Origin of the sequence: Methylobacterium sp. Leaf99, assembly GCF_001422375.1 — a bacterium.
Classification (GTDB): domain Bacteria; phylum Pseudomonadota; class Alphaproteobacteria; order Rhizobiales; family Beijerinckiaceae; genus Methylobacterium.
Genome location: NZ_LMMU01000007.1, coordinates 203,063 through 223,681 on the forward strand (window position 1 = coordinate 203,063; position 20,619 = coordinate 223,681).

General features: G+C 71.0%; 20 protein-coding genes. 9 read left to right on the forward strand and 11 right to left on the reverse strand.

Annotated elements, in window-relative coordinates; translation table 11 throughout:
* Nucleotides 1-31: 31 nt before the first annotated feature.
* The 6 genes from ASF28_RS12015 to tesB form a co-directional block, all read right to left on the reverse strand.
* Complete coding sequence (locus ASF28_RS12015) at nt 32-2,671, reverse strand: DNA translocase FtsK (protein ID WP_056092565.1); 2,640 nt, start codon at nt 2,669-2,671, stop codon at nt 32-34.
* 77 nt (nt 2,672-2,748) lie between these two features.
* Nucleotides 2,749-3,111, reverse strand: coding sequence for a type II toxin-antitoxin system PemK/MazF family toxin (locus ASF28_RS12020; protein ID WP_056092567.1), 363 nt, complete (start codon nt 3,109-3,111; stop codon nt 2,749-2,751).
* Nucleotides 3,111-3,389, reverse strand: coding sequence for an AbrB/MazE/SpoVT family DNA-binding domain-containing protein (locus ASF28_RS12025; protein ID WP_056092570.1), 279 nt, complete (start codon nt 3,387-3,389; stop codon nt 3,111-3,113). Before ASF28_RS12025 ends, ASF28_RS12020 begins: the two co-directional genes overlap by 1 nt.
* A gap of 156 nt (nt 3,390-3,545) precedes the next feature.
* The gene (locus ASF28_RS12030; RefSeq protein ID WP_056092575.1) at nt 3,546-5,051 is read right to left on the reverse strand and encodes an ammonium transporter; all 1,506 of its coding nucleotides are present in this window, start codon (nt 5,049-5,051) and stop codon (nt 3,546-3,548) included.
* Nucleotides 5,052-5,181: 130 nt separating this feature from the next.
* Nucleotides 5,182-5,520, reverse strand: a complete 339-nt coding sequence (locus ASF28_RS12035; RefSeq protein WP_056094106.1) for a P-II family nitrogen regulator — start codon at nt 5,518-5,520, stop codon at nt 5,182-5,184.
* A 288-nt stretch (nt 5,521-5,808) separates the two neighbouring features.
* A complete protein-coding gene (gene tesB / locus ASF28_RS12040; protein ID WP_056092578.1) occupies nt 5,809-6,687 on the reverse strand; it encodes an acyl-CoA thioesterase II in 879 nt (292 codons plus the stop codon).
* 168 nt (nt 6,688-6,855) lie between these two features.
* Between tesB and ASF28_RS12045 the strand changes: the two genes are divergently transcribed.
* The gene (locus ASF28_RS12045; RefSeq protein ID WP_056092581.1) at nt 6,856-8,175 is read left to right on the forward strand and encodes an FAD-dependent monooxygenase; all 1,320 of its coding nucleotides are present in this window, start codon (nt 6,856-6,858) and stop codon (nt 8,173-8,175) included.
* A 39-nt stretch (nt 8,176-8,214) separates the two neighbouring features.
* Here ASF28_RS12045 and ppa read toward each other — a convergent pair whose 3' ends face one another.
* From ppa to ASF28_RS12060, 3 genes are all read right to left on the reverse strand, one after another.
* Nucleotides 8,215-8,754: an inorganic diphosphatase gene (ppa, locus tag ASF28_RS12050; RefSeq protein ID WP_056092583.1), complete on the reverse strand. Its 540-nt coding sequence runs from the start codon at nt 8,752-8,754 to the stop codon at nt 8,215-8,217.
* A gap of 157 nt (nt 8,755-8,911) precedes the next feature.
* Nucleotides 8,912-9,235, reverse strand: coding sequence for a hypothetical protein (locus ASF28_RS12055; RefSeq protein WP_056092585.1), 324 nt, complete (start codon nt 9,233-9,235; stop codon nt 8,912-8,914).
* 72 nt (nt 9,236-9,307) lie between these two features.
* A complete protein-coding gene (locus ASF28_RS12060) occupies nt 9,308-9,814 on the reverse strand; it encodes a GNAT family N-acetyltransferase (RefSeq protein ID WP_056094109.1) in 507 nt (168 codons plus the stop codon).
* Nucleotides 9,815-10,018: 204 nt separating this feature from the next.
* Between ASF28_RS12060 and ASF28_RS12065 the strand changes: the two genes are divergently transcribed.
* The 3 genes from ASF28_RS12065 to ASF28_RS23725 all read left to right on the forward strand — a co-directional run bounded on the left by ASF28_RS12065 (nt 10,019) and on the right by ASF28_RS23725 (nt 12,058).
* Nucleotides 10,019-10,744, forward strand: coding sequence for a fused DSP-PTPase phosphatase/NAD kinase-like protein (locus ASF28_RS12065; RefSeq protein WP_056092588.1), 726 nt, complete (start codon nt 10,019-10,021; stop codon nt 10,742-10,744).
* Between the two features lie 57 nt (nt 10,745-10,801).
* A complete protein-coding gene (locus tag ASF28_RS23355; protein WP_244474994.1) occupies nt 10,802-11,263 on the forward strand; it encodes a hypothetical protein in 462 nt (153 codons plus the stop codon).
* 153 nt (nt 11,264-11,416) lie between these two features.
* The gene (locus ASF28_RS23725) at nt 11,417-12,058 is read left to right on the forward strand and encodes a cell wall hydrolase (RefSeq protein WP_244474995.1); all 642 of its coding nucleotides are present in this window, start codon (nt 11,417-11,419) and stop codon (nt 12,056-12,058) included.
* Between the two features lie 256 nt (nt 12,059-12,314).
* Here ASF28_RS23725 and ASF28_RS12080 read toward each other — a convergent pair whose 3' ends face one another.
* Both ASF28_RS12080 and ASF28_RS12085 read right to left on the reverse strand, forming a co-directional pair.
* Nucleotides 12,315-13,172, reverse strand: coding sequence for a prephenate dehydratase (locus tag ASF28_RS12080; protein ID WP_056092590.1), 858 nt, complete (start codon nt 13,170-13,172; stop codon nt 12,315-12,317).
* Nucleotides 13,173-13,182: 10 nt separating this feature from the next.
* Entirely contained in the window at nt 13,183-13,926 is a 744-nt protein-coding gene (locus tag ASF28_RS12085) for a 3-deoxy-manno-octulosonate cytidylyltransferase (RefSeq protein WP_056092592.1), read from the reverse strand.
* Between the two features lie 298 nt (nt 13,927-14,224).
* Between ASF28_RS12085 and ASF28_RS12090 the strand changes: the two genes are divergently transcribed.
* From ASF28_RS12090 to ASF28_RS12110, 5 genes are all read left to right on the forward strand, one after another.
* On the forward strand, nt 14,225-14,995 hold the full coding sequence (locus ASF28_RS12090; protein WP_082476523.1) for a c-type cytochrome: 771 nt from the start codon (nt 14,225-14,227) through the stop codon (nt 14,993-14,995).
* A gap of 236 nt (nt 14,996-15,231) precedes the next feature.
* The gene (locus tag ASF28_RS12095) at nt 15,232-17,130 is read left to right on the forward strand and encodes an extracellular solute-binding protein (protein ID WP_056092595.1); all 1,899 of its coding nucleotides are present in this window, start codon (nt 15,232-15,234) and stop codon (nt 17,128-17,130) included.
* Nucleotides 17,127-18,983, forward strand: coding sequence for an extracellular solute-binding protein (locus ASF28_RS12100; protein ID WP_056092600.1), 1,857 nt, complete (start codon nt 17,127-17,129; stop codon nt 18,981-18,983). The genes ASF28_RS12095 and ASF28_RS12100 overlap by 4 nt, the downstream gene beginning before the upstream one ends.
* Nucleotides 18,984-18,993: 10 nt before the next feature.
* Nucleotides 18,994-20,103, forward strand: coding sequence for a microcin C ABC transporter permease YejB (locus ASF28_RS12105; RefSeq protein WP_056092601.1), 1,110 nt, complete (start codon nt 18,994-18,996; stop codon nt 20,101-20,103).
* A complete protein-coding gene (locus ASF28_RS12110; protein WP_056092603.1) occupies nt 20,100-20,603 on the forward strand; it encodes a GNAT family N-acetyltransferase in 504 nt (167 codons plus the stop codon). Before ASF28_RS12105 ends, ASF28_RS12110 begins: the two co-directional genes overlap by 4 nt.
* Nucleotides 20,604-20,619 lie beyond the last annotated feature (16 nt).

The following is a 20,619-nucleotide window of genomic DNA, read 5'->3' on the forward strand; positions in this document are numbered from 1 at the left end:
GCGGTTTTCGTATGGGGACGATGGCGCCGGATCAGCCGGCGTGGGCCTCCGCCTCCACCAGGATCTCGCGCTTGCCGGCGTGGTTGGCCGGGCCGACGATGCCCTCCATCTCCATCTTCTCCATGAGGGAGGCGGCGCGGTTGTAGCCGATCTGCAGGCGGCGCTGGATGTAGGAGGTCGAGGCCTTCTTGTCCCGGAGCACCACCTGCATGGCCTGGGCGTAGAGGTCGCCGCCGGCCTCGCCGAAGCTGCCCTGGTCGAACACGGCGCCGTCGAGTTCGACCTCGTCGGAGGCCCCCTTGCCACCCTCGCCCTTGCCGCCCTCGCCATCGTCGGCGGTGACCGCCTCGAGGTAGGACGGCCGGCCCTGGCGCTTGAGATGGGCCACCACGCTCTCGACTTCCGAATCCGAGCAGAACGGCCCGTGCACGCGGGTGGTGCGTCCGCCGCCGGCCATGAACAGCATGTCGCCCTGGCCCAGGAGCTGCTCGGCGCCCATCTCGCCGAGGATGGTGCGCGAATCGATCTTCGACGTGACCTGGAAGGAGATCCGGGTCGGGAAGTTCGCCTTGATGGTGCCGGTGATGACGTCGACGGACGGCCGCTGCGTCGCCATGATGAGGTGGATGCCCGCCGCCCGCGCCATCTGGGCGAGGCGCTGGATCGCCCCCTCGATGTCCTTGCCGGCCACCATCATCAGGTCGGCCATCTCGTCGACCACGATGACGATGTAGGGCAGCGGAGTGAGGTCCATCTCCTCGTTCTCGTAGACGGCCTCGCCGGTGTTGCGGTCGAAGCCGGTCTGCACGGTCCGGGTCAGGACCTCGCCGCGCCCCCGCGCCTCGGCGAGGCGGGCGTTGAACCCATCGATGTTGCGGACACCGACCTTGGACATCTTCTTGTAGCGCTCCTCCATCTCGCGCACGGCCCATTTGAGGGCGATGACCGCCTTCTTAGGGTCGGTGACCACGGGGGAGAGCAGGTGCGGGATGCCGTCGTAGACCGACAGTTCGAGCATCTTCGGGTCGACCATGATCAGGCGGCACTGCTCCGGCGTCATCCGGTAGAGCAGGCTGAGGATCATGGTGTTGATGGCGACCGACTTGCCGGAGCCGGTGGTGCCGGCCACCAGCAGGTGCGGCATGCGGGCGAGGTCGGCGATGATCGGCTCGCCGCCGATGTTCTTGCCGAGGCACAGGGCGAGGCTCTGCTTGGTCTCGGCGAAATCGACGGACGCCAGCAACTCGCGCAGGTACACGGTCTCGCGCCGGGCGTTGGGCAGCTCGATGCCGATGGCGTTGCGGCCCGGCACCACGGCGACGCGGGCCGAGACCGCCGACATGGAGCGGGCGATGTCATCGGCGAGCGAGATGACGCGGCTCGACTTGGTGCCGGGGGCCGGCTCCAGCTCGTAGAGGGTGACGACGGGGCCGGGGCGCACGGCCAGGATGTCGCCGCGCACGCCGAAATCGCCGAGCGTGGCTTCGAGCAGGGTGGCGTTCTGCTCCAGGGCCTCCGACGAGACCTGGGCCGAGGGCGAGACAAGGGGCGGCTCGGCCAGGAGGCCCAGGGCCGGATGGGCGTAGGAGCCCGGATCGTGCGGCGGCGCCGGCGCGGGCCGGCGCTGGGGCACGGGGGGCGCCGGCGGGGCCGCGACGCGCGAGCGCGCATCCGCGGCCGGGGGCTGCGGCGCCGGCGCGAAAACCGGCTCTTCGCCGCCGTCGTCGGGCTCGTCGTCGTGCAGGACCGGGGCGGCCCGGCGCGCGGGCGCGGGGGCGGTTCCGGGCACGGCCTCGAAGACGGGCTCGCGGCGCGCGTCGTGCGGTGCCGGCGCCTCCCAGGGCGCCGCATCGTCGGAGAAGGCGCGCCGGGCCGCGAGCGCCGGCGACGCCCCGTCATGCGCCAGGACCGCCTGGGCGGCCCGGCCCTCGCGCCAGGTCTCGACCCGCGAGGCCAGGGCCGCGCGGCCGCCCATGAGCATCTGCGCCAGGGCGCCCAGGGACACGATCCCGAGGCTCGGTTCGTCGTCCTCGTAGCGGTCGTCGGCGCGGGCGCGGGACGCCGTCCGGACCGGATGGACGGGCTCTTCCTCCTCGTCCGGGACCTCGCCGACGCGGCAGGCGCCGGTGAGGCTGAGGATGGCGAGGCCGGCGAAGACGAAGCCCACGAGGGCGGCGGCCGGGGATGCGACGATGCCCACGATGGTGCGGGCGGCATGGATCAGGGCATCGCCGGCGACGCCGCCGAGGCCCGTCGGCAGGGGCCAGCGCGCCGTCGACGGCAGGGCGCTCGCCACGGCGCTCGCCGAGAAGAAGCCGATGATCCAGAGCGTGATGCGCAGGCCCCCGCGCGGCAGGGCGCGGGAGCGCATGAGCTGCACCCCCCACAGGGCCGGCGGCAGGACGAAGGCGAGGGAGCCGAGCCCAAGGAGCTGCATGGCGAGGTCGGACATCACCGCCCCGCTGGTGCCGAGCACGTTGTGGGCGGCGTGGTCGGTGGCGTGGTTCAGGCTCGGGTCGTCGATGGACCACGTCGCCAGGGCGACGGTGAGCGCCATGGCAGAGGCGAACAGGATGAGACCGCCCAACTCCGTCATCCGCTTGGCCAGGAACGGGCGAAAGCTGTCGACGAACGTGTCGTAGGGCGATGCGGAACGGCGAAGCGAGCGCATGCTGTACCAGACGCGATGGGGAAACGGTCCGGTAACGCTAACGGGCACGCGGTTAATGCGGGTTTAAGTGCCCCGTCTCACGCCGGATCGATGACGCTGGCGACCCGGGCGGCGATCTCCGCCGCGACTTCGGGCCGGGCCTCGCCCGCATAGGTGGCGCTGCCGTCCGCCATCCGAGCCCGAATATCGAAGCTCCGGACCTGGTTGCAGACGGCCACGCCCGTGACGCCGCCGCCGCTCACCGGGACGGTGAGTCCGGCGGCGCGGGCGCCGTGCGCGACGGTGTTGATCACGACCACGATGGAGACCCCGTGGGCGTTGATGGCTTCCGGGGTCACCACCATCCAGTAGTGCCGGTTCTTCATCTCCCGGCCCGCCACCGGGTTCGGATCGACGGAATAGATCTCGCCCCGCTTCGGAATCTTCGGCTTCGGGCCCATCAGCCGGCCTCGTGGCCGACCGGATCGCCGTCGAGGGCGCCGGCCACGCCGGCAGAGACCTCCGGCAGATGCTCGGCCCCGACCAGAAGCTCGGCCAGGGTGTAGCGCCGCCCCGGCGCGGCCGCGGCATCGGGAACCGGCGTGGCGACGATCGCCCCATCCCGAACGGAGAAGGCGAAGGCCGCCCCCGTATCGGCGCCCACCTGTGCCAGGATCGCGGCTGGCAGGGTAATGATGCGTGCGCCACCCTGCTTGCGCACTCTCGATACGGCTGCCACGGACGCTCCACCTCGAACACTGTGCTACTCGAGTAGCACATTCCCGGCGCTTTCGGAGCGGGCCGACGGACGAAAAAAGCCCCGGATCGCGCGATCCGGGGCTTTCCGCCAAAGGCCGTTTCGGGCCGCCCCGAGGGGCGGGCCCGAACGCTCGTCCTAGTAGTTGTAGGCGCGCTCGCCGTGATCGGCGATGTCGAGGCCTTCGCGCTCCTCGTCCTGGGTCACGCGCAGGCCGATGGTGAGATCGACGAGCTTGTACAGGATCGCCGAGCCGATGCCGGACCACAGGATGGTGAAGCCCACCGCCTTGAGCTGCGAGAGCAGCGCGGCGGCGGTCTCGTAGGTGCCCACCGCGAGTTCACCGGGCTTCGAGGCATAGTCCGGCAGGCCGACGCCGCCGAAATCGGGGTTCACCAGGATGCCCGTGGCGACGGCGCCGAGGATGCCGCCGATGCAGTGCACGCCGAACACGTCGAGGGAATCGTCGTAGCCGAGGGCGTTCTTCACCGTGGAGCACATGACGAAGCAGACGGCGCCGGCCACGAGGCCGAGGACGATGGAGCCCATGGGGCCGGCGAAGCCGGCGGCCGGGGTGACGGCCACGAGGCCCGCGATGGCGCCGGAGAGCATGCCCAGCAGCGACGGCTTGCCCTTCAGCATCCACTCCACGAACAGCCAGGAGAGGGCGGCGGCGGCGGTGGCGACGAAGGTGTTCAGCATCGCCATGGCGGCGGTGCCGTTGGACTCGAGGTTGGAGCCGGCGTTGAAGCCGAACCAGCCGACCCAGAGCAGGGAGGCGCCGATGGCCGTCATGGTCAGGGAGTGCGGCGCGAGCAGGTCACGGCCGTAGCCGATGCGCTTGCCGAGCATGAGGCAGCCGACGAAGCCCGCGACGCCTGCATTGATGTGCACCACGGTGCCGCCGGCGAAGTCGAGGGCGCCCCACTTGAACAGCAGGCCGGCATCGGCGTTCACGGCGTCGAGGGCCGCCTGCGCGGTCGCCTTCGAGGCGTCGTCGGTGGCGGCGGCCAGCGCCTTGGCGGCGTTGCCGACGGCATCCGGGCCGCCCCAGTACCAGACCATGTGGGCCATGGGGAAGTAGATGAGCGTGGTCCAGAGGATCATGAACACGACCAGGGCCGAGAACTTCATCCGCTCGGCGAAAGCGCCGACGATGAGGGCCGGGGTGATCATCGCGAACGTCATCTGGAAGCAGATGTAGACGTATTCGGGGATCACGACGCCGTTGGAGAAGGTGGCGACGGTGGAGTTCGCGTCGATCCCCTTGAGGAAGGCCTTGGAGAAGCCGCCGACGAAATCGTTGAGGCCGCCGCCGTTGGTGAAGGCGAGGCTGTAGCCGAAGATCACGAACAGGAGGCTGGAGATGCAGGCGATGGCGAAGACCTGCGTCAGCACCGAGAGCATGTTCTTGGTGCGCACGAGGCCGCCGTAGAACAGGGCGAGGCCGGGCACGACCATCAGCAGCACCAGGGCGCTGGAGATGAGCATCCAGGCGGTGTCGCCCTTGTTCGGGACGGGCGCGGCGCTGGCGGCGGCCGGCACGGCCTCCGTGGTCGGCGACTGCGCGAGGGATGGCTCGACGAACAGGAGCGCCAGGGCGGCGCCTCCCATTCCGAGCGCCAGGGCATTGCGAAGTTTCATGGAAACAGGACTCCCGGTCGCTGTGCGGTGCTGAAGGGGACAATCAGAAGGACGGGCAGAAGGGCGGGGGCCTGTGGCCCGACTCTCCCCAGGCCCGTCGAAACGGGCGCGCGGTGGAAGCGGCCGGCCCTCAGAGGGCGTCGACGTCGGTCTCGCCGGTGCGGATGCGCACCGCCTTCTCGAGGGGCAGGACGAAGATCTTGCCGTCGCCGATCTGGCCCGTGCGGGCGGCGGCCGCGATGGCGTCGATGACGCTGCCGGTGAGGTCGGAGGCCACCGCCACCTCGATCTTCAGCTTGGGCAGGAAGCTCACGGCGTATTCGGCACCGCGGTAGATCTCGGTATGGCCCTTCTGGCGGCCGTAGCCCTTGACCTCGGTGACGGTGAGCCCGTGCACGCCGATGCCGGTCAGGGCGTCCCGGACCTCCTCCAGCTTGAACGGCTTGATGATAGCCATCACGATTTTCATGGGCGGCGCCCCCTTGTCCCGAGTGGTCACCCGGCCGGCGCGCTTTCGCGTCGCGACCCGGCTGGTCCGGTTGATTCCGCGCGGATCGGAATGACCCTGACGCTCGACCGCCTCATTCAAGGACTATGCCAACGGGAACTTTTTCCCCATGGCCGGTTCTGCCCAGAAACTGTCCGTCCCCTGCCGCCGATGCAGGCGTGATTCCAGCCAAGTTTGCAATCTTTGAGGGCATGTTGCCGTAAAAACCGGCAAACCCGGGGCTGGCGGACCCGCCTCCGTGGCGGAAACTCAGGCCTTCGGGCGACGTGGCCGGATCATGCCCTCCTGGGCGACGGAGGCCACCAGGGTGCCGTCCCGGGAAAAGATCTGGCCGCGGGCAAAGCCGCGGGCGCCCTCGGCGCTCGGGCTGTCCTGGGCGTAGAGCAGCCAGTCGTCGGCCCGGAACGGGCGGTGCAGCCACAGGGCGTGGTCGAGGCTCGCCGACTGGATCTCGCCGTCGAACACCGTCTGCCCGTGCGGGATCAGGGTGGCGTCGAGCAGGGTCATGTCGGAGGCGTAGGCGAGCACCGCGCGGTGGATCGCCGGATCGTCGGGGAGCCGGTCGACGGCGCGCATCCAGACGTGGAAGCGCGGATCGCGGGGCGCGCGGCGGAGATACCGCTCGATCTCCACGGGCCGCAGCTCGATGGGACGCTGGCGCCCGAAGTAGGACAGGATCGGCGCCGGGATCACCGCGCCGTCGCGGGCCGCCTGCGCGGCGGCGGCCGGCGCCTCGGCCACGTCCTCGGGCGGCGGCACGTCCGGCATCGTCGCCTGGTGGACGGCCCCCTCCTCCGCATCGTGGTAGGACACTGACATGGCGAAGATCGCCCGGTCGTGCTGGGTCGCCACCACCCGGCGGGTGGCGAAGCTGCGCCCGTCGCGGATGCGCTCGACGGCGTAGTCGATGGGGGCCTTGGGGTCGCCGCCGAGCAGGAAGTAGGCATGCAGGGAATGCGGCGGCCGCGTCTCCGGCACCGTGCGCGAGGCCGCCACCAGGGCCTGCGCCACCACCTGCCCGCCGAACACCCGGAACCAGCCGGTCTGCAGGCTCTCGCCCCGGAAGCGATCCGCCCCCAAGGGCGCGAGATCGAGGATGTCGAGGAGTTCGGCGACGATGCCGGCCATGGGGACCCCCGGTGGTGGAACGGACGATCCGGCCGCCATAGCAAGCTTGGGTGGCGCGATCCATGTTGCGTGATCCCTGCGGGCGGCGACGATGCCGCGGCCGGCCTCCGTGCGTTGCCCTGAGGTCCGGGGAGTGGCACTCCGGGCGGATCGGGACGGGGACGCGACATGGCGGGATCGGGGCAGCGCAGGGTGGTGGTGGCCGGGGCCGGGATTCCGGGTCTGAGCCTGGCGCTCGCCCTCAAGCAGGCCCACGGCCCGGCCCTCTCCGTCACCGTCTGCGATCCGGCCCTGGCCTCCGGCGCGGCGCGTCACCGCGGCCGGGCCTTCGCCGTGGCGGCGGGCGGGCGGCGGATGTTCGAACGCCTCGGGGTCTGGGACACGGTGCTCGCGGCGGCCGAGCCGATCCGCGACATGGTGGTGAGCGACAGCCGCCTCGCCGACCCGGTCCGCCCGGTCTTCCTCACCTTCGCGCAAGAGGCTTCCGCGCAAGAGGCTTCCGCGCAAGAGGCTTCCGCTCAAGACGCTTCCGCACAGGACGCGCAGGCCGGCGAACCCTTCGCCCACATGGTCGAGGCCGAGCCCCTGGTCGACGCGCTGCTGGCGGCCTGCGCGGCGGCGGGCGTGGTCCTCGATGCCGTCGGGATCGCGGCGGCCGATCCCGGCCCCGAAGCCATCGAACTCCGGCGCACGGACGGACGGACCGAATCCGCAACCCTCCTCGTGGCGGCGGACGGGGCGCGCTCGCGCCTGCGCGAGGGGGCCGGCATCGGCTGGGTCGGCTGGTCGTATCCGCAAGCGGGCATCGTTGCGACCATCGGGCACGAGCGCCCGCACGGGGGCCGCGCCTGGGAGCATTTCCTGCCGAGCGGCCCCTTCGCCATCCTGCCCCTGGTCGACGGCGGCGACCTTGGAGGTGGGAAACCCGGGCACCGCTCGTCCATCGTCTGGACCGAGCGGGCGGCCGATGTCCCCGCCCTCCTCGGCGGCGGCCCGGACGAGATCCTGGCGGAGATCGAGCGCCGGTTCGGCCACGGCCTCGGCCGGATCGTGCTGGAGGCGGGCCCGAGCGCGCATCCCCTCGCCTTCGGCATCGCGCGCCGGTTCCGGGCCGACAGGCTGGCGCTGCTGGGCGACGCCGCCCACGTCATCCATCCCATCGCCGGCCAGGGGCTGAACCTCGGGCTCGCGGGCGCGGCCTCCCTCGCCGAGGCCGTCACCGACGCCCTGCGCCTCGGCCTCGATCCGGGCGCGCCCGACGTGCTCCGGGCCTACGAGCGCGACCGCCGGTTCGAGACCCTCGCCATGGGGGCGATGACGGACGGGCTCAACCGCCTGTTCTCCACGGACGCCCTGCCGGTGCGCCTCGCGCGCGACCTCGGCCTCGGCCTCGTCGACCGCCTGCCCGGCCTCAAGCGCCTGTTCATCGGGCAGGCCGCCGCCGCGCGCGGCACCCTGCCGAGGTTGTTGCGCGGGCAGGCCCTGTAGCCGCCCGCGCCCGTTTGCGCTTGCTTGGCCTTTTCGAGCCTACTTGGCCTTGTTGGCCTTGGCGCGCTCGACGCCCTCGAGGATGAGGCGGTGGGCCTCGGTCTTGTCGCCCCAGCGCACGATCTTGACCCACTTGCCGGGCTCGAGATCCTTGTAGTGCTCGAAGAAGTGCTGGATCTGGTGGATCGTGATGTCGGGCAGGTCGGTGTAGTTCTCGACGCGGTCGTACCGCATGGTGAGGTGGCGCGACGGCACGGCGATGATCTTCTCGTCCTCGCCGGCATTGTCCTCCATCACCAGCACGCCGACGGGGCGCACGCTCATGACGGCGCCCGGCGCGATGGCGCGGGTGTTGGCGACGAGCACGTCGCACGGGTCGCCGTCGCCCGAGAGGGTGTGGGGAATGAAGCCGTAATTGCCCGGGTAGTGCATCGCCGTGTAGAGGAACCGGTCGACCACGAGGGCGCCGGATTCCTTGTCCATCTCGTACTTGATCGGGTCGCCGCCGATGGGAACCTCGATGATGACGTTCACGTCGTCGGGCGCGTTCTTTCCGATCGAGACGTTGTCGATGATCATGAGCTGTTTCTCCCGCGTTTTCCGGGCCGCCAGGGCCTCTCCCGGCGTGTCTTAGGGCCGTTGCGTCACCAAGGAAATCGCCGGCTCCGTTGCCCGGCTACGTTTGGCGGGGATTATCACGCGTCCGCCGGCAACATCCCGACCACCCGGAGGACGTCTATCGCTTGAAGGACGCCTTCGCGCGCGCCCAGGTCGCCGCGATCCAGCGCGCGCTGCGCTCCAGGGGCACCTTGAGGCCGGGAATGTCCTCGCTCAGGAGGGCGAGGCCCACGGGCAGCATCCACAGGCCGAGGACGGGCAGGATCGAGAACACCCCGCCGAGGATGAACAGGCCGGCCGCGACCATCCGGATGATCCGCCGCGACGGTTCGCGCAGCCAGTCGAGGGCCCGGCCCAGGCGCGCCGGCAGCTTCTCCGTGAGCCGCGCGACGCGGTCGTCCCAGTCCCGCGCGGTGACGGTCTCGTGCCCGGTGGCGTCCATCGGCTCTCCCTCCGGCCGGCGACCCGGCCCGGGCTTCAGGTGGGGAGGCCATCGCGGTTTGGCGAGGCGGCGTCAGGCGAAGCGATAGCCGACCTTGGGCAGCACCGAGCCGGCGATGCTGTCGGTGCCCCGCCCGGCGACGGTGGCGCCGAGCCCTAAATAGAACGTCTCCGCCCGGTCGTTGCCCTCCAGCGCCCAGACCCCGACCGTGTGGAGACCGTGGTCGTGCATGTCGTTGCGCACGGCGCGGAACAGGCGGCGGCCGAGGCCGAGGCCCTGGTGCTCCGGGCGGATGTAGAGCTCGTCGATCTCGCCCTCCGTGCCGAGGCCGCGGCTCCGGGCCGGTCCGTAGACGGCGTAGCCCACCACGCCCTCGCCCGTCTCCACCACCACGAGGGGGCGCCGGCGCTGGGCGGCGCCGAGCCACCATTGCGCGCTGCGCCGGGCGATCATCCGTTCCAGGGAGACGCCCGGAATCAGCCCCCGATACGCCTCGCGCCAGGTCTCGTCGAACACGTCCGACAGGCGGTCGGCATCGGTGGGGCGGGCGCGGCGGATGCTGGTGGTGCTCGTGCTCATGACGGTCCCCGCGCTCGACGGCATCGCTCCGACGACGGTATCGGAGATGACGATCCGGGCAAAGACAAGGCAAGGCCGATGCCGGATGGCTCGTGCCCTCCGGTGGCGCCGATGCCGGATCGCCTGCCCGGCGGTTTGCCCGGCCGATGCCCGCCTGTTAGACGCGGGGCCTTCCCCCCAGACAGCCGCGACGTTCCCCGCCCCGTGTTCAAGCGCTTCCTCAAGCCAGAGACCCGCTACGCGCGGCGCATGGCCCGCATCGCCCGGTTCGAGCGGCCCATCGCCGGCCCGGTCTCGCGGGCGAAGGCCTGGGCCAACATGCTGCTCGTCGATCACGGCGTGTTCCGGCTGGCCTATCTCAACCGCCACCGGGTCGGCGAGGGCAAGCTGTGGCGCTCGGCCCAGCCGACGCCGCACCAGCTCGCCTGGTTCAAGCGCCAGGGCGTGCGCACGGTGATCTCGCTGCGGGGCGGGCGCGAGCACGGTTCGTGGCCGCTCCAGCGCGAGGCCTGCGAACGCCAGGGCCTGACCCTGGTGGAATTCGTCCTGCGCTCGCGGGAGGCCCCGTCCCGCGAGACGATCCTGGCCGCCAGGGACTTCTTCGCGGGCGTCGAATATCCGGCGATGATGCACTGCAAGTCGGGCGCCGACCGGGCCGGCATGGGCGCGGTGCTCTACCTCATCCTGCACGAGGGCCGGCCCGTCGCCGAGGCCATGGGCCAGCTCTCGGCCCGCTACGGCCATTTCCGCTTCGCCAAGACCGGCATCCTCGACGCGTTCTTCGCCACCTACCTGCGCGAGGGCGAGGCGCGCGGCCTCGATTTCCTCACCTGGGTCGAGACGGCCTACGACCCCGAGGCCCTGAAGCGCGACTTCCGCCCGGGCTTCTGGTCCGACCTCGTGGTCGATCGGCTGATCAAGCGCGAGTAACCCTCCGTTAACCAAATCGGGCCGAACTGGTGCTTCCGCACAGTGACTGGACCCGCGATGGCAGCCTCTCCCCTCCGGCCGACCGCGCCGACCCTGGCGAAGTATCCGATCCCCGTCGAGCTCATCACCACCCTGTACCGGGCGCGGGGCGCCGAGCTCGACGCCCTCATCGCCGGCATGCCGGAATATGCCCGCGCCCGGGTGGCGGCCTACTGCGTCGAGCGCGAGCGCCTCCTCGACCTCGGGGAGCGCATGGCCGGCACCTGCGGCGAGGCCACCCTGATCAAGGCGGCCGGCGCCAAGGCGGGCGCCGACCTGTTCGCCCGGTCGCGCCCGGCGCCCGTTGACGAGGCCCTGCTCCCCGAGCCGACCCCGTCAGAGTCTGCCGCGCCCGAGCCGGAGGCATCCGCCACGGCGGTCCTGCGCATCCTCGAGTTTCCGCCGGCCCCCGTCCCGGGTGAGGCCGATACGGCACAGTCGCCGGCGACGTGCGCCGCAGCCCGTCCGAAAGCCGCCTGACCTCGGGCGCTGCCCGAAAAAGACCCGAATGACGGCCAAGCCTGACCGTCACCCATCGCCCCGGCCCCGCGCCACGGCGGACACATCACCATGGAGCGAGACGGCATGCAGGGTTCTTGGGCGGCGAAAACGGGTTCTCTCCTCGGTCTAATCGTGGCGATCCCCTCCCTCGGTGCCTGCAATTCCACCCTGATTCCCGGCCAGACCACGGGCTCCCTCGTCCAGCCCGTCGCCGCCACGGAGGCGGAGCGCGACTGCCTCGGGCGGGCCATGTACTTCGAATCGAACCGCAGCGACCGCGACGGGCTGCTGGCCGTCGGCACCGTGGTGATGAACCGCGTGCAATCGGCGCCCCAGGGCAGCGGCATCTGCTCCGTGGTCGGCCAGCCCCGGCAATTCGCGCCCGGCGTGCTGACGAAATCCATGGAGGCCAAGGATCTCCAGCGCGTCGCCGAGGTGACGGACGCGGTGCTCGACGGGCAGCGCCATCCCAAGGTCGGCCGGGCCATGCACTTCCACACGGCTGGCCTGCGCTTCCCCTACAACAACATGCATTACGTGGCGGTGGCGGGCGGCAACGCCTTCTACGAGAAGCGCAAGCCGGGGGCTCCCGCGGCCCCGAGCGTTCCCACCACCGCCATGGCCTACGCGTCCGCCTCCCCGGCGGTCTCGCCGATCCAGGCCCGTATGGTCGAGGCCGACCGCGACGTGCCGGCGGCCCAGACCATCCTCAACGAACCCGCCAAGGACATCTGCCGGACGGCGGGGCTGGCCGGCACCAGCCGGGGCGGCTAGGGCCGCTCCCGCCGGGTCGAACCCGGCTTCGAGACTGCGTCCCGGCCGGCCCTCGGGTGACGCAAAGCGGCCATCGCGTCGGAAACCAGTTCGATCCGCCTTCGCGTTGATGGCGCCGAGGCCGGATCAGCTGTCCGGTTCCCCGATCCGCAGGACGGTCGAGCCATGGTGGATCTCGAAGAGGCAAGGCGTGGTGTCTGAGGTGTCGGGCATCCCGCTTCCATTCGGTTCGCTCTGTCTCGTTCGAGCGATGCGCCTACTCCGCCGCCAGCCGGCTCACCTCGCGATAGGGATCGGCCGGATAGGTGCCGATGATCCGGACCTCCCGCGAAAAGTAGGCGAGCTCCTCGAGCGCCCGGGCGAGGCCCGGCTCGTCGGGGTGGCCGTCGACCTCGGCGTAGAACTGGGTCGCCGAGAACTGGCCCTCGACCATGTAGCTCTCGAGCTTCGACATGTTGACGCCGTTGGTGGCGAAGCCCCCCAGCGCCTTGTAGAGGGCGGCCGGAATGTTGCGCACCCGGAAGATGAAGCTCGTCACCGCCGGGCCGGCACCGGCGCCGAGGGGCTCCGGCTCGGGCGAAAACACCACGAAGCGGGTGGTGTTGTGGCTCTCGTCCTCGACGTCCCGCGCCACGATCTCCAGGCCGTAGACCTCGGCCGCCAGGGCCGGCGCCAGGGCGCCCCGGCTCGGGTCGTTCGCCTCGGCGACCTCGCGGGCGGCCCCGGCCGTGTCGCCCGCCACCACGGCGCGCAGCCCCAGGCGCCGGATGATCTTGCGGCACTGGCCCAGGGCGTGGACGTGGCTGTGCACGGATCGCAGCGCCTCGACCTTCGTCCCCGGCAGGACCATCAGCTGGAAGTGGATCGGCAGGAAGTGCTCGGCGACGATGTGCAGGCGCGCCGTGGGGATGAGGTGGTGGATGTCGGCGACGCGGCCCGCGATGGAGTTCTCGATGGGGATCATCGCCCGGTCGGCGCGGCCCTCGTTCACCGCCGCGAAGGCGTCCTCGAAGGTCGGGCACGGCAGCGGCGTCCAGTCGGGATAGGCCTGGGCGCAGAGGATGTGCGAGTTGGCGCCGGGCTCGCCCTGGTAGGAGATGGTGCGGTGGGGCATCGGATTCTTCTCAGTTCAGGCGCCGGGCCGAGAGCACGGCGCGCGCCCGCTCCAGGTCGGCCGGCGTGTCGACGCCCAGCGGCAGGTCGTCGACCAGGATGGCGTCGATGCGCAGGCCGGCCTCCAGCGCCCGCAGCTGTTCGAGCTTTTCGCGGACCTCGAGGGTGCCGGGCGGCAGGGCCATGAACTTCGCCAGGGCCCGGCGGCGATACGCGTAGAGGCCGATGTGATGGTAATGCGGCCCCTCCCCCCACGGCGCCCGCGCCCGGGTGAAGTAGAGCGCCCGTAGGCGGTGCGGGCTGAGGTGATGACCCACGAGCTTGACCACGTTGGGATCGTCGCGCTCCGCCTCGTCGGTGATAAGGGCGCACAGGGTGGCGATGTCCACCGCCTTGTCGGCGAGCGGCAGGATCGCGGCGCCGATGATGGCCGGATCGATGGTCGGCAGGTCGCCCTGCACGTTGACGACGATGTCGTGGTTGCCCTGCGGATCGATGATCTCCAGGGCCTCGGCGAGGCGGTCGGACCCCGACGGATGGTCGGCCCGCGTCATCACCGCGATGCCGCCCTCGGCCTCGATGACGTCGCGGATGGCCGTCGTGTCCGTCGCCACCACCACGGGGCCGATCCCGGCCTCCACGGCCCGGCGCCAGACATGGACGATCATCGGCGCGCCGCAGAGATCGAGGAGCGGCTTGTCCGGCAGGCGCGTCGCGGCGAGGCGCGCGGGGATGAGCACGAGGGGGTCGGACATGGTTTTCGCCCATCGCTCCGGCTGGCCGCCGCGGGTCTCGTCTCGTAGAGGCCCGTTCGCGGCGCGTTCGAGGCCCGTCGCTTAGCAGCGGGGGGGGATGTTGTCATGCGCCGGGCCGATCCCCGGCGGCCACACCGGTGACGGATCGGCCTCTGCGACTACGCGGCGTCCCCGCCCGCCATTGTCAAGATCGGGCTCCAGCGGCTAAGCACCCTCGACTGTTTCCAAAGTCCGACACGCCTTCGTGTCCGGACCCGCCCGCAAGCGCGCCCAGCCGGACGCATCGGAGTTGTCGAGAATGGACTCTTTCGAGCTGAACAAGGTCGCGGGTGCTGCGCTCGGCGCACTCCTGTTCGCCGTGGGGTCCGGGTTCGTCGCCGAGCTGATCTATCATCCCAAGCCCCCCGGTGCCGCGGGCTACGCCCTGCCCGAGCCCCAGGCCAAGGCCGCCGGCGGCGGCGCCCCCGAGGCGAAGGCCGAGCCCCTGCCGATCCGGCTCGCCAGCGCCAGCGCCGACAAGGGCCAGTCGGCGGCCAAGAAGTGCGCCTCGTGCCACAGCTTCGACAAGGGCGGCCCCAACAAGGTCGGTCCCCATCTCTGGGGCGTCGTCGAGCGCCAGAAGGCCCACGAGAGCGGATTCGAGTACTCGGCCGCCCTCAAGGAGAAGGGCGGCGCCTGGACCTACGACGACCTCGACCACTTCCTGACGAGCCCCAAGGGCTACGCCGCCGGCACCAAGATGGCGTTCGCGGGCATCACCTCGCCCACCGAGCGCGCCGACGTGATCGCGTATCTGCGCACCCTCGCCGACACCCCGGCGCCCCTGCCGGCGGCCGAGAAGAAGGCCGAGGCCAAGCCCGCCGAAGCCAAGCCGGCCGAAGCCAAGCCCGATGCTGCGAAGCCGGCCGACAAGCCCGCCGAGGCGAAGCCGCCCGCGTCCGAAAAGCTCCCGGCGCCCCCGGCCGAGACGCCGCCCGCCCCGCCGGCTCCCCCGGCCGACGCCCCCCCTGCCCCGCCGGCGCCCCCGGCCGACGCTCCGCCGGCCCCGGCGCCGAAGCCGGCCGAGTAGGTCGGCGAATCCCATCACGATCGCGAAGGCCGGGCTCAGTCCCAGCCTTCTTCGTTTGGGGGTCAGGGAGAGCTGCGAGGAGGCGCACCCTTGCCCTGCGCGGACGCGCACACTCCACTGCGCGGACGCGCGCTCTTGGCGCCTCCCCTCCGTCCGTCCTAGAACGGCGGCCTGCTGTCGTCGCGCGGACGGCATGCGGGAGGCCCTGGACCAACCGGAAAGACCGCCCCATCGTGATGCGACACGCCCTGATCGGACGATCCTTCGCCCTGTCCCTGGCCGCCGCCCTGGCCCTCGGCGCGATGGCGCCCGCGGCGCGCGCCGCCCCCGATCCGGTGGCACAAGCCCCCTCCGGCGACTGGCGCCACGCCGTCACCCTCATGGGCGAGCCGAAGTACCCGGCCGACTTCAAGCATTTCGAGTACGCCGACCCGGCCGCCCCCAAGGGCGGCCTCGTGCGCCTCGGGGCGCAGGGCGGGTTCGACAACTTCAACATCGTCGTGGCGGGCCGCAAGGGCGACCTCGAGAACGGCATTGCGCAGCTCTACGATACCCTGACGACGGAATCCGCCGACGAGCCGTTCTCGTCCTACGGCCTCGTCGCCGAGGGGTTGCGCCTCGCCGACGACCTCTCGGCCGTGACCTACCGCCTGCGCGAGGGCGCGCGCTGGCACGACGGCAAGCCGATCACCCCCGAGGACGTGGTGTGGTCCTTCACCGTGCAGAAGGAGAACAGCCCGTCGCTCGCCGCCTACTACCACAGCGTGACCAGGGCCGAGGTTACCGGCCCGCGCGAGGTGACCTTCCGCTTCGCCGAGGCCGGCAACCGCGAGCTGCCGCAGGTCATCGGCCAGCTGCGCGTGCTGCCAAAGCACTGGTGGACGGGCACGGACGCGCAGGGGCGCCCCCGCGACGTGACGCAGACCACCCTGGAGATGCCGCTGGGCTCCGGTCCCTATCGCCTCGCGAAGTTCGAGCCCGGCCGCAGCGCCACCTACGAGCGCGTGGCCGATTACTGGGGCAAGGATCTGCCCGTGAACGTCGGCCGCAACAACTTCGGCACCATGCGGTTCGAGTATTTTCGCGATTCCACCGTGCAGATCGAGGCCCTGAAGGGCGACCTCTACGACTTCCGGGCCGAGAACGTCGCCCGCAATTGGGCCACGGCCTACGACGAGTTCCCGGCCGTGAAGGAGGGCCGCCTTCTCAAGGAGGAGTTCCCTGATCGCGGCAACGGCAACATGCAGGCCTTCGCCTTCAACACCCGCCGGGCGAAGTTCGCCGATCCGCGCGTGCGCCGGGCCTTCAACCTCGCCATGAACTTCGAGGAGATGAACCGGTCGCTGTTCTTCGGCCTCTACAAGCGCATCGACTCGTACTTCTACGGCTCGGAACTCGCGTCCTCCGGCCTGCCCCAGGGCGACGAACTCGCCATCCTGGAGAGCGTCCGCGACAAGGTCCCGGCCTCCGTCTTCACCACGCCCTACACCAACCCCGTCGCCGGGACGCCGGATGCCGTGCGGACCAACCTGCGCGAGGCCGTGCGCCTCCTGAAGGAGGCCGGCTACGAGCTCCGCGGCGGCCAGATGGTCAACGCCAAGACCGGCGAGCCCCTGACCGTCGAGTTCCTCGAGTTCCAGAGCGTGTTCGAGCGGGTGGTGCTGCCGTTCGCGGCCCAGCTCAAGCTCATCGGCATCCAGAGCAACCTGCGGGTCATCGACCAGGCGCAGTACCAGAACCGCCTGCGCGCCTTCGACTTCGACATCACCACGAGCTCGTGGCCCGAATCCCTCTCGCCCGGCAACGAGCAGCGCGAGTACTGGGGCTCGGCCGCCGCCGACAAGGAGGGCTCGCGCAACCTCATCGGGATCAAGGACGCGGGTATCGACGCCCTGGTGGAGAAGGTCGTCTACGCGAAGGACCGGCCGGGCGTGCTGGCCGCCACCCATGCGCTGGACCGGGTGCTGCTCGCCCACGATTACGTGGTGCCGCAATGGGCCTCCAACGTCTCGCGGACGATCCGCTGGAACCGGTTCGCCCGCCCCAGGATCCTGCCGACCTACGGCAGCTCGGGCTTCCCGACCACGTGGTGGTACGACGAAACCCTCGCCGCCAAGACCGGGGCCCCGCGTTGAGCGGCCCGAGCCGGCGCACCCTCGTCCTCGGGGCCGGGGCCCTCGCCGGTGCCGCCGCCCTGCCGGGGCTCGGCCGGGCCCAAGGGACGGCCCGCCACGGCCTGTCGAGCTTCGGCGAACTCAAGTACCCCGCCGACTTCCGGAGCTTCGACTACGTCAACCCGGAGGCGCCGCGCGGCGGGCGTTTCTCGGCGCAGCTCGCCTCCACCCTGGGCAATCAGGCGAGCGACACCTTCAACACCCTTAACGTCTACGTCCTGCGCGGCGACGGCGCGGCCGGCATGAACCTCACCTTCGATTCCCTGATGGTGCGGGCGCTGGACGAGCCCGACGCCCTCTACGGGCTGCTCGCCCGCTCGGTGGAGATCTCCGAGGACGGCCTGACCCACCGCTTCGCCCTGCGGCCCCAGGCCCGGTTCCACGACGGCTCCCGGCTCACCGCCCGCGACGTCGCTTTCTCCCTCATGATCCTCAAGGCCAAGGGCCATCCGAGCATCGCCCAGATGCTCGGGGACATGAGCGAGGCCGTCGCCGAGGGCGACGAGACCGTCATGATCCGCTTCGCTCCCGGCCGCAGCCGCGACCTGCCCCTGTTCGTGGCCGGCCTGCCGGTGTTCTCGGCGGCGTACTACGACAAACGCGACTTCGAGGCCTCGACCTTGGAGGCGCCGCTGGGCTCCGGCCCGTATCAGGTCGGCCGCTTGGAGCCCGGCCGCTTCATCGAGCTGCAGCGCGTGGCCGATTACTGGGCCGCGGACCTGCCGGTGAATGTCGGCCAGAACAACTTCGAGGCGATCCGGTACGAGTATTTTCGCGATCGGCAGGTGGCGTTCGAGGCGTTCAAGAGCGGCGCCTTCACCTTTCGCGAGGAATTCACGTCGCGGGTCTGGGCAACGCTCTACGATTTTCCCGCCGTCACCGAGGGCCGGGTCCGCAAGGAGATCGTGCCCGACGCGCGCCCCTCCGGTACCCAGGGCTGGTTCCTCAACACCCGCCGCGAGGCGTTTCGCGATGCCCGGGTGCGGGAGGCCATCGGCCTGTGCTTCGATTTCGCCTGGTCGAACAAGAACCTGTTCTACGGGGCCTACATCCGCACGGCCTCGTACTTCGAGAATTCCGACCTCAAGGCCACGGGCACGCCGCACCCCGACGAGCTCGCCCTCCTCGATCCCCTCCGCGCCGACCTCCCGGCTGCGGTGTTCGGCGAGGCCTGGAGCCCCCCGGAGTCCGACGGCTCGGGCCAGGACCGGGCCAACCTCAGCCGCGCCGTGGCTTTGCTGCGCGAGGCCGGCTGCACCCGCGACGGCGGAATCGTCCGGCTCCCCGGCGGCAAGCCCCTGGAGATCGAGTTCCTCGACAGCGATCCCGTGTTCGAGCCGGTGACGCACCCGTTCATCCGCAACCTCGGCCTCATCGGCATCAAGGCCCGCATGCGGGTGGTCGACGCCTCGCAGTACCAGTCCCGGCTCAAGGATTTCGACTTCGACGTGACCTCCCGGCGCTACGCCAGCGGGATGACGCCGGGCGCCGAGCTGCGCGAGGCCTACGGCTCCGGGAGCGCGGCCACGCCCGGCTCAAACAACCTCGCGGGCATCGCCAGTCCGGCCATCGACCGGCTCATCGACAAGGTCGCCAACGCGGCCTCGCGGGCCGACCTCGTCACCGCCTGCCGCGCCCTCGACCGGACCCTGCGGGCCGGGCGCTACTGGGTGCCCATGTGGTACAAGGCCGACCATCGCCTTGCCCTGTGGGACGTCTACGGCCGCCCGGCCAAGGGTCCCGCCTACGACCTCGGCGCGCCCGCCCTGTGGTGGTACGATGCCGCCAAGGCCCGGCGCATCGGCCGAAACTGAGGTCCCCCGCTTGCTCTCCTACATCCTGCGCCGCCTCGCCCTCATGGTGCCGACCATCCTCGGCATCATGCTCATCACCTTCGTCATCGTGCAGTTCGCCCCCGGCGGGCCCGTCGAGCGGGTGCTGGCCCAGCTCCAGGGCCAGGGCGAGGGCAGCCTGTCGCGGGTGACCGGCGGGGCCGGCGACCTCGGCGGGGCGGCCAAGTCCGGGGCCGGCGGCGGCGGCGAGGGCAGCGCGCGCTACCGCGGGGCGCAGGGTCTCGACCCGGCCTTCATCAAGAAGCTCGAACAGCAGTTCGGCTTCGACAAGCCGGCCCCCGAGCGCTTCCTGAAGATGATCTGGGACTACGCCCGGTTCGATTTCGGCAACAGCTACTTTCGCGATGTGTCGGTGCTGCAATTGATCCGCGAGCGGCTGCCGGTTTCGATTTCCCTGGGGCTGTGGATGACGCTGATCTCCTACGCCATCTCGATTCCGCTGGGCATCCGCAAGGCCGTGCGCGACGGCTCGCGCTTCGACCTCTGGACCTCGGGCGTCGTCATCGTCGGCTACGCGATCCCGAGCTTCCTGTTCGGCATCGCCCTCATCATCCTGTTCGCCGGCGGCTCGTTCTTCCAGATCTTCCCCTTGCGCGGCCTCACCAGCGAGAACTTCGACACCTTAAGCCTGTGGGGCAAGGCGGTGGACTACGCCTGGCACATGGCCCTGCCGCTGGCCGCCCTGGTGCTCGGGGCCTTCGCCACCTCGACCCTGCTGACGAAGAACTCGTTCCTCGACGAGATCCGCAAGCAGTACGTGCTCACCGCGCGGATGAAAGGCCTGTCCGAGCGCCGGGTCCTCTACGGGCACGTGTTCCGCAACGCCATGCTCATCGTCATCGCGGGCTTCCCGGCGGCGTTCATCTCGGCCTTCTTCACCGGCTCGCTCCTCATCGAGACGATCTTCTCCCTCGACGGTCTCGGGCTCCTGTCCTTCACCTCCATCGTCGGGCGCGACTATCCGGTGGTGTTCGCGACCCTGTACATCTTCTCCCTCGTGGGGCTCGCGGTGAACCTCCTGTCGGACCTGATCTACACCTGGATCGACCCGCGCATCGACTTCTCGGCCCGGGCCACGTGACCTCCCTGCCGCTCATCCTGCGGACGGAGCATCCCGGGGACGCCGAGGCCATCGAGCGCCTGCATGCCCGCGCCTTCGGGCCGGGGCGCTTCGCCCGCACCGCCTACCGCCTGCGCGAGGGCGCCACGCCCCTGACCGACCTGTGCTTCACGGCGCTGGTCGGCACCTACCTCGTCGGCTCCGTGCGCCTCGGGCCGGCGGAGGCGCAAGGCCCGCTCCTCGTGCTCGGACCCCTCACCGTCGATCCGAGCTTCGAGGGGCGCGGCATCGGCGGCGCACTGATGCGGGCGAGCCTGGACGCCGCCCGCGCCGCCGGCCACGGCCTCGTCGTGCTGGTGGGCGACGCCCCCTATTACCGCCGCTTCGGCTTCAGCCCGGTGCCGCCGGGCCGGCTGATCCCGCCCGGCCCCGTCGATCCCGCCCGCTTCCTGTGGTGCGAACTCGTGCCCGGCGCCGCCGAGACGGTTGCGGGGAACGTGAGCGCGGTGCGCACGCGTTGACCCTCCGCGCGACGGC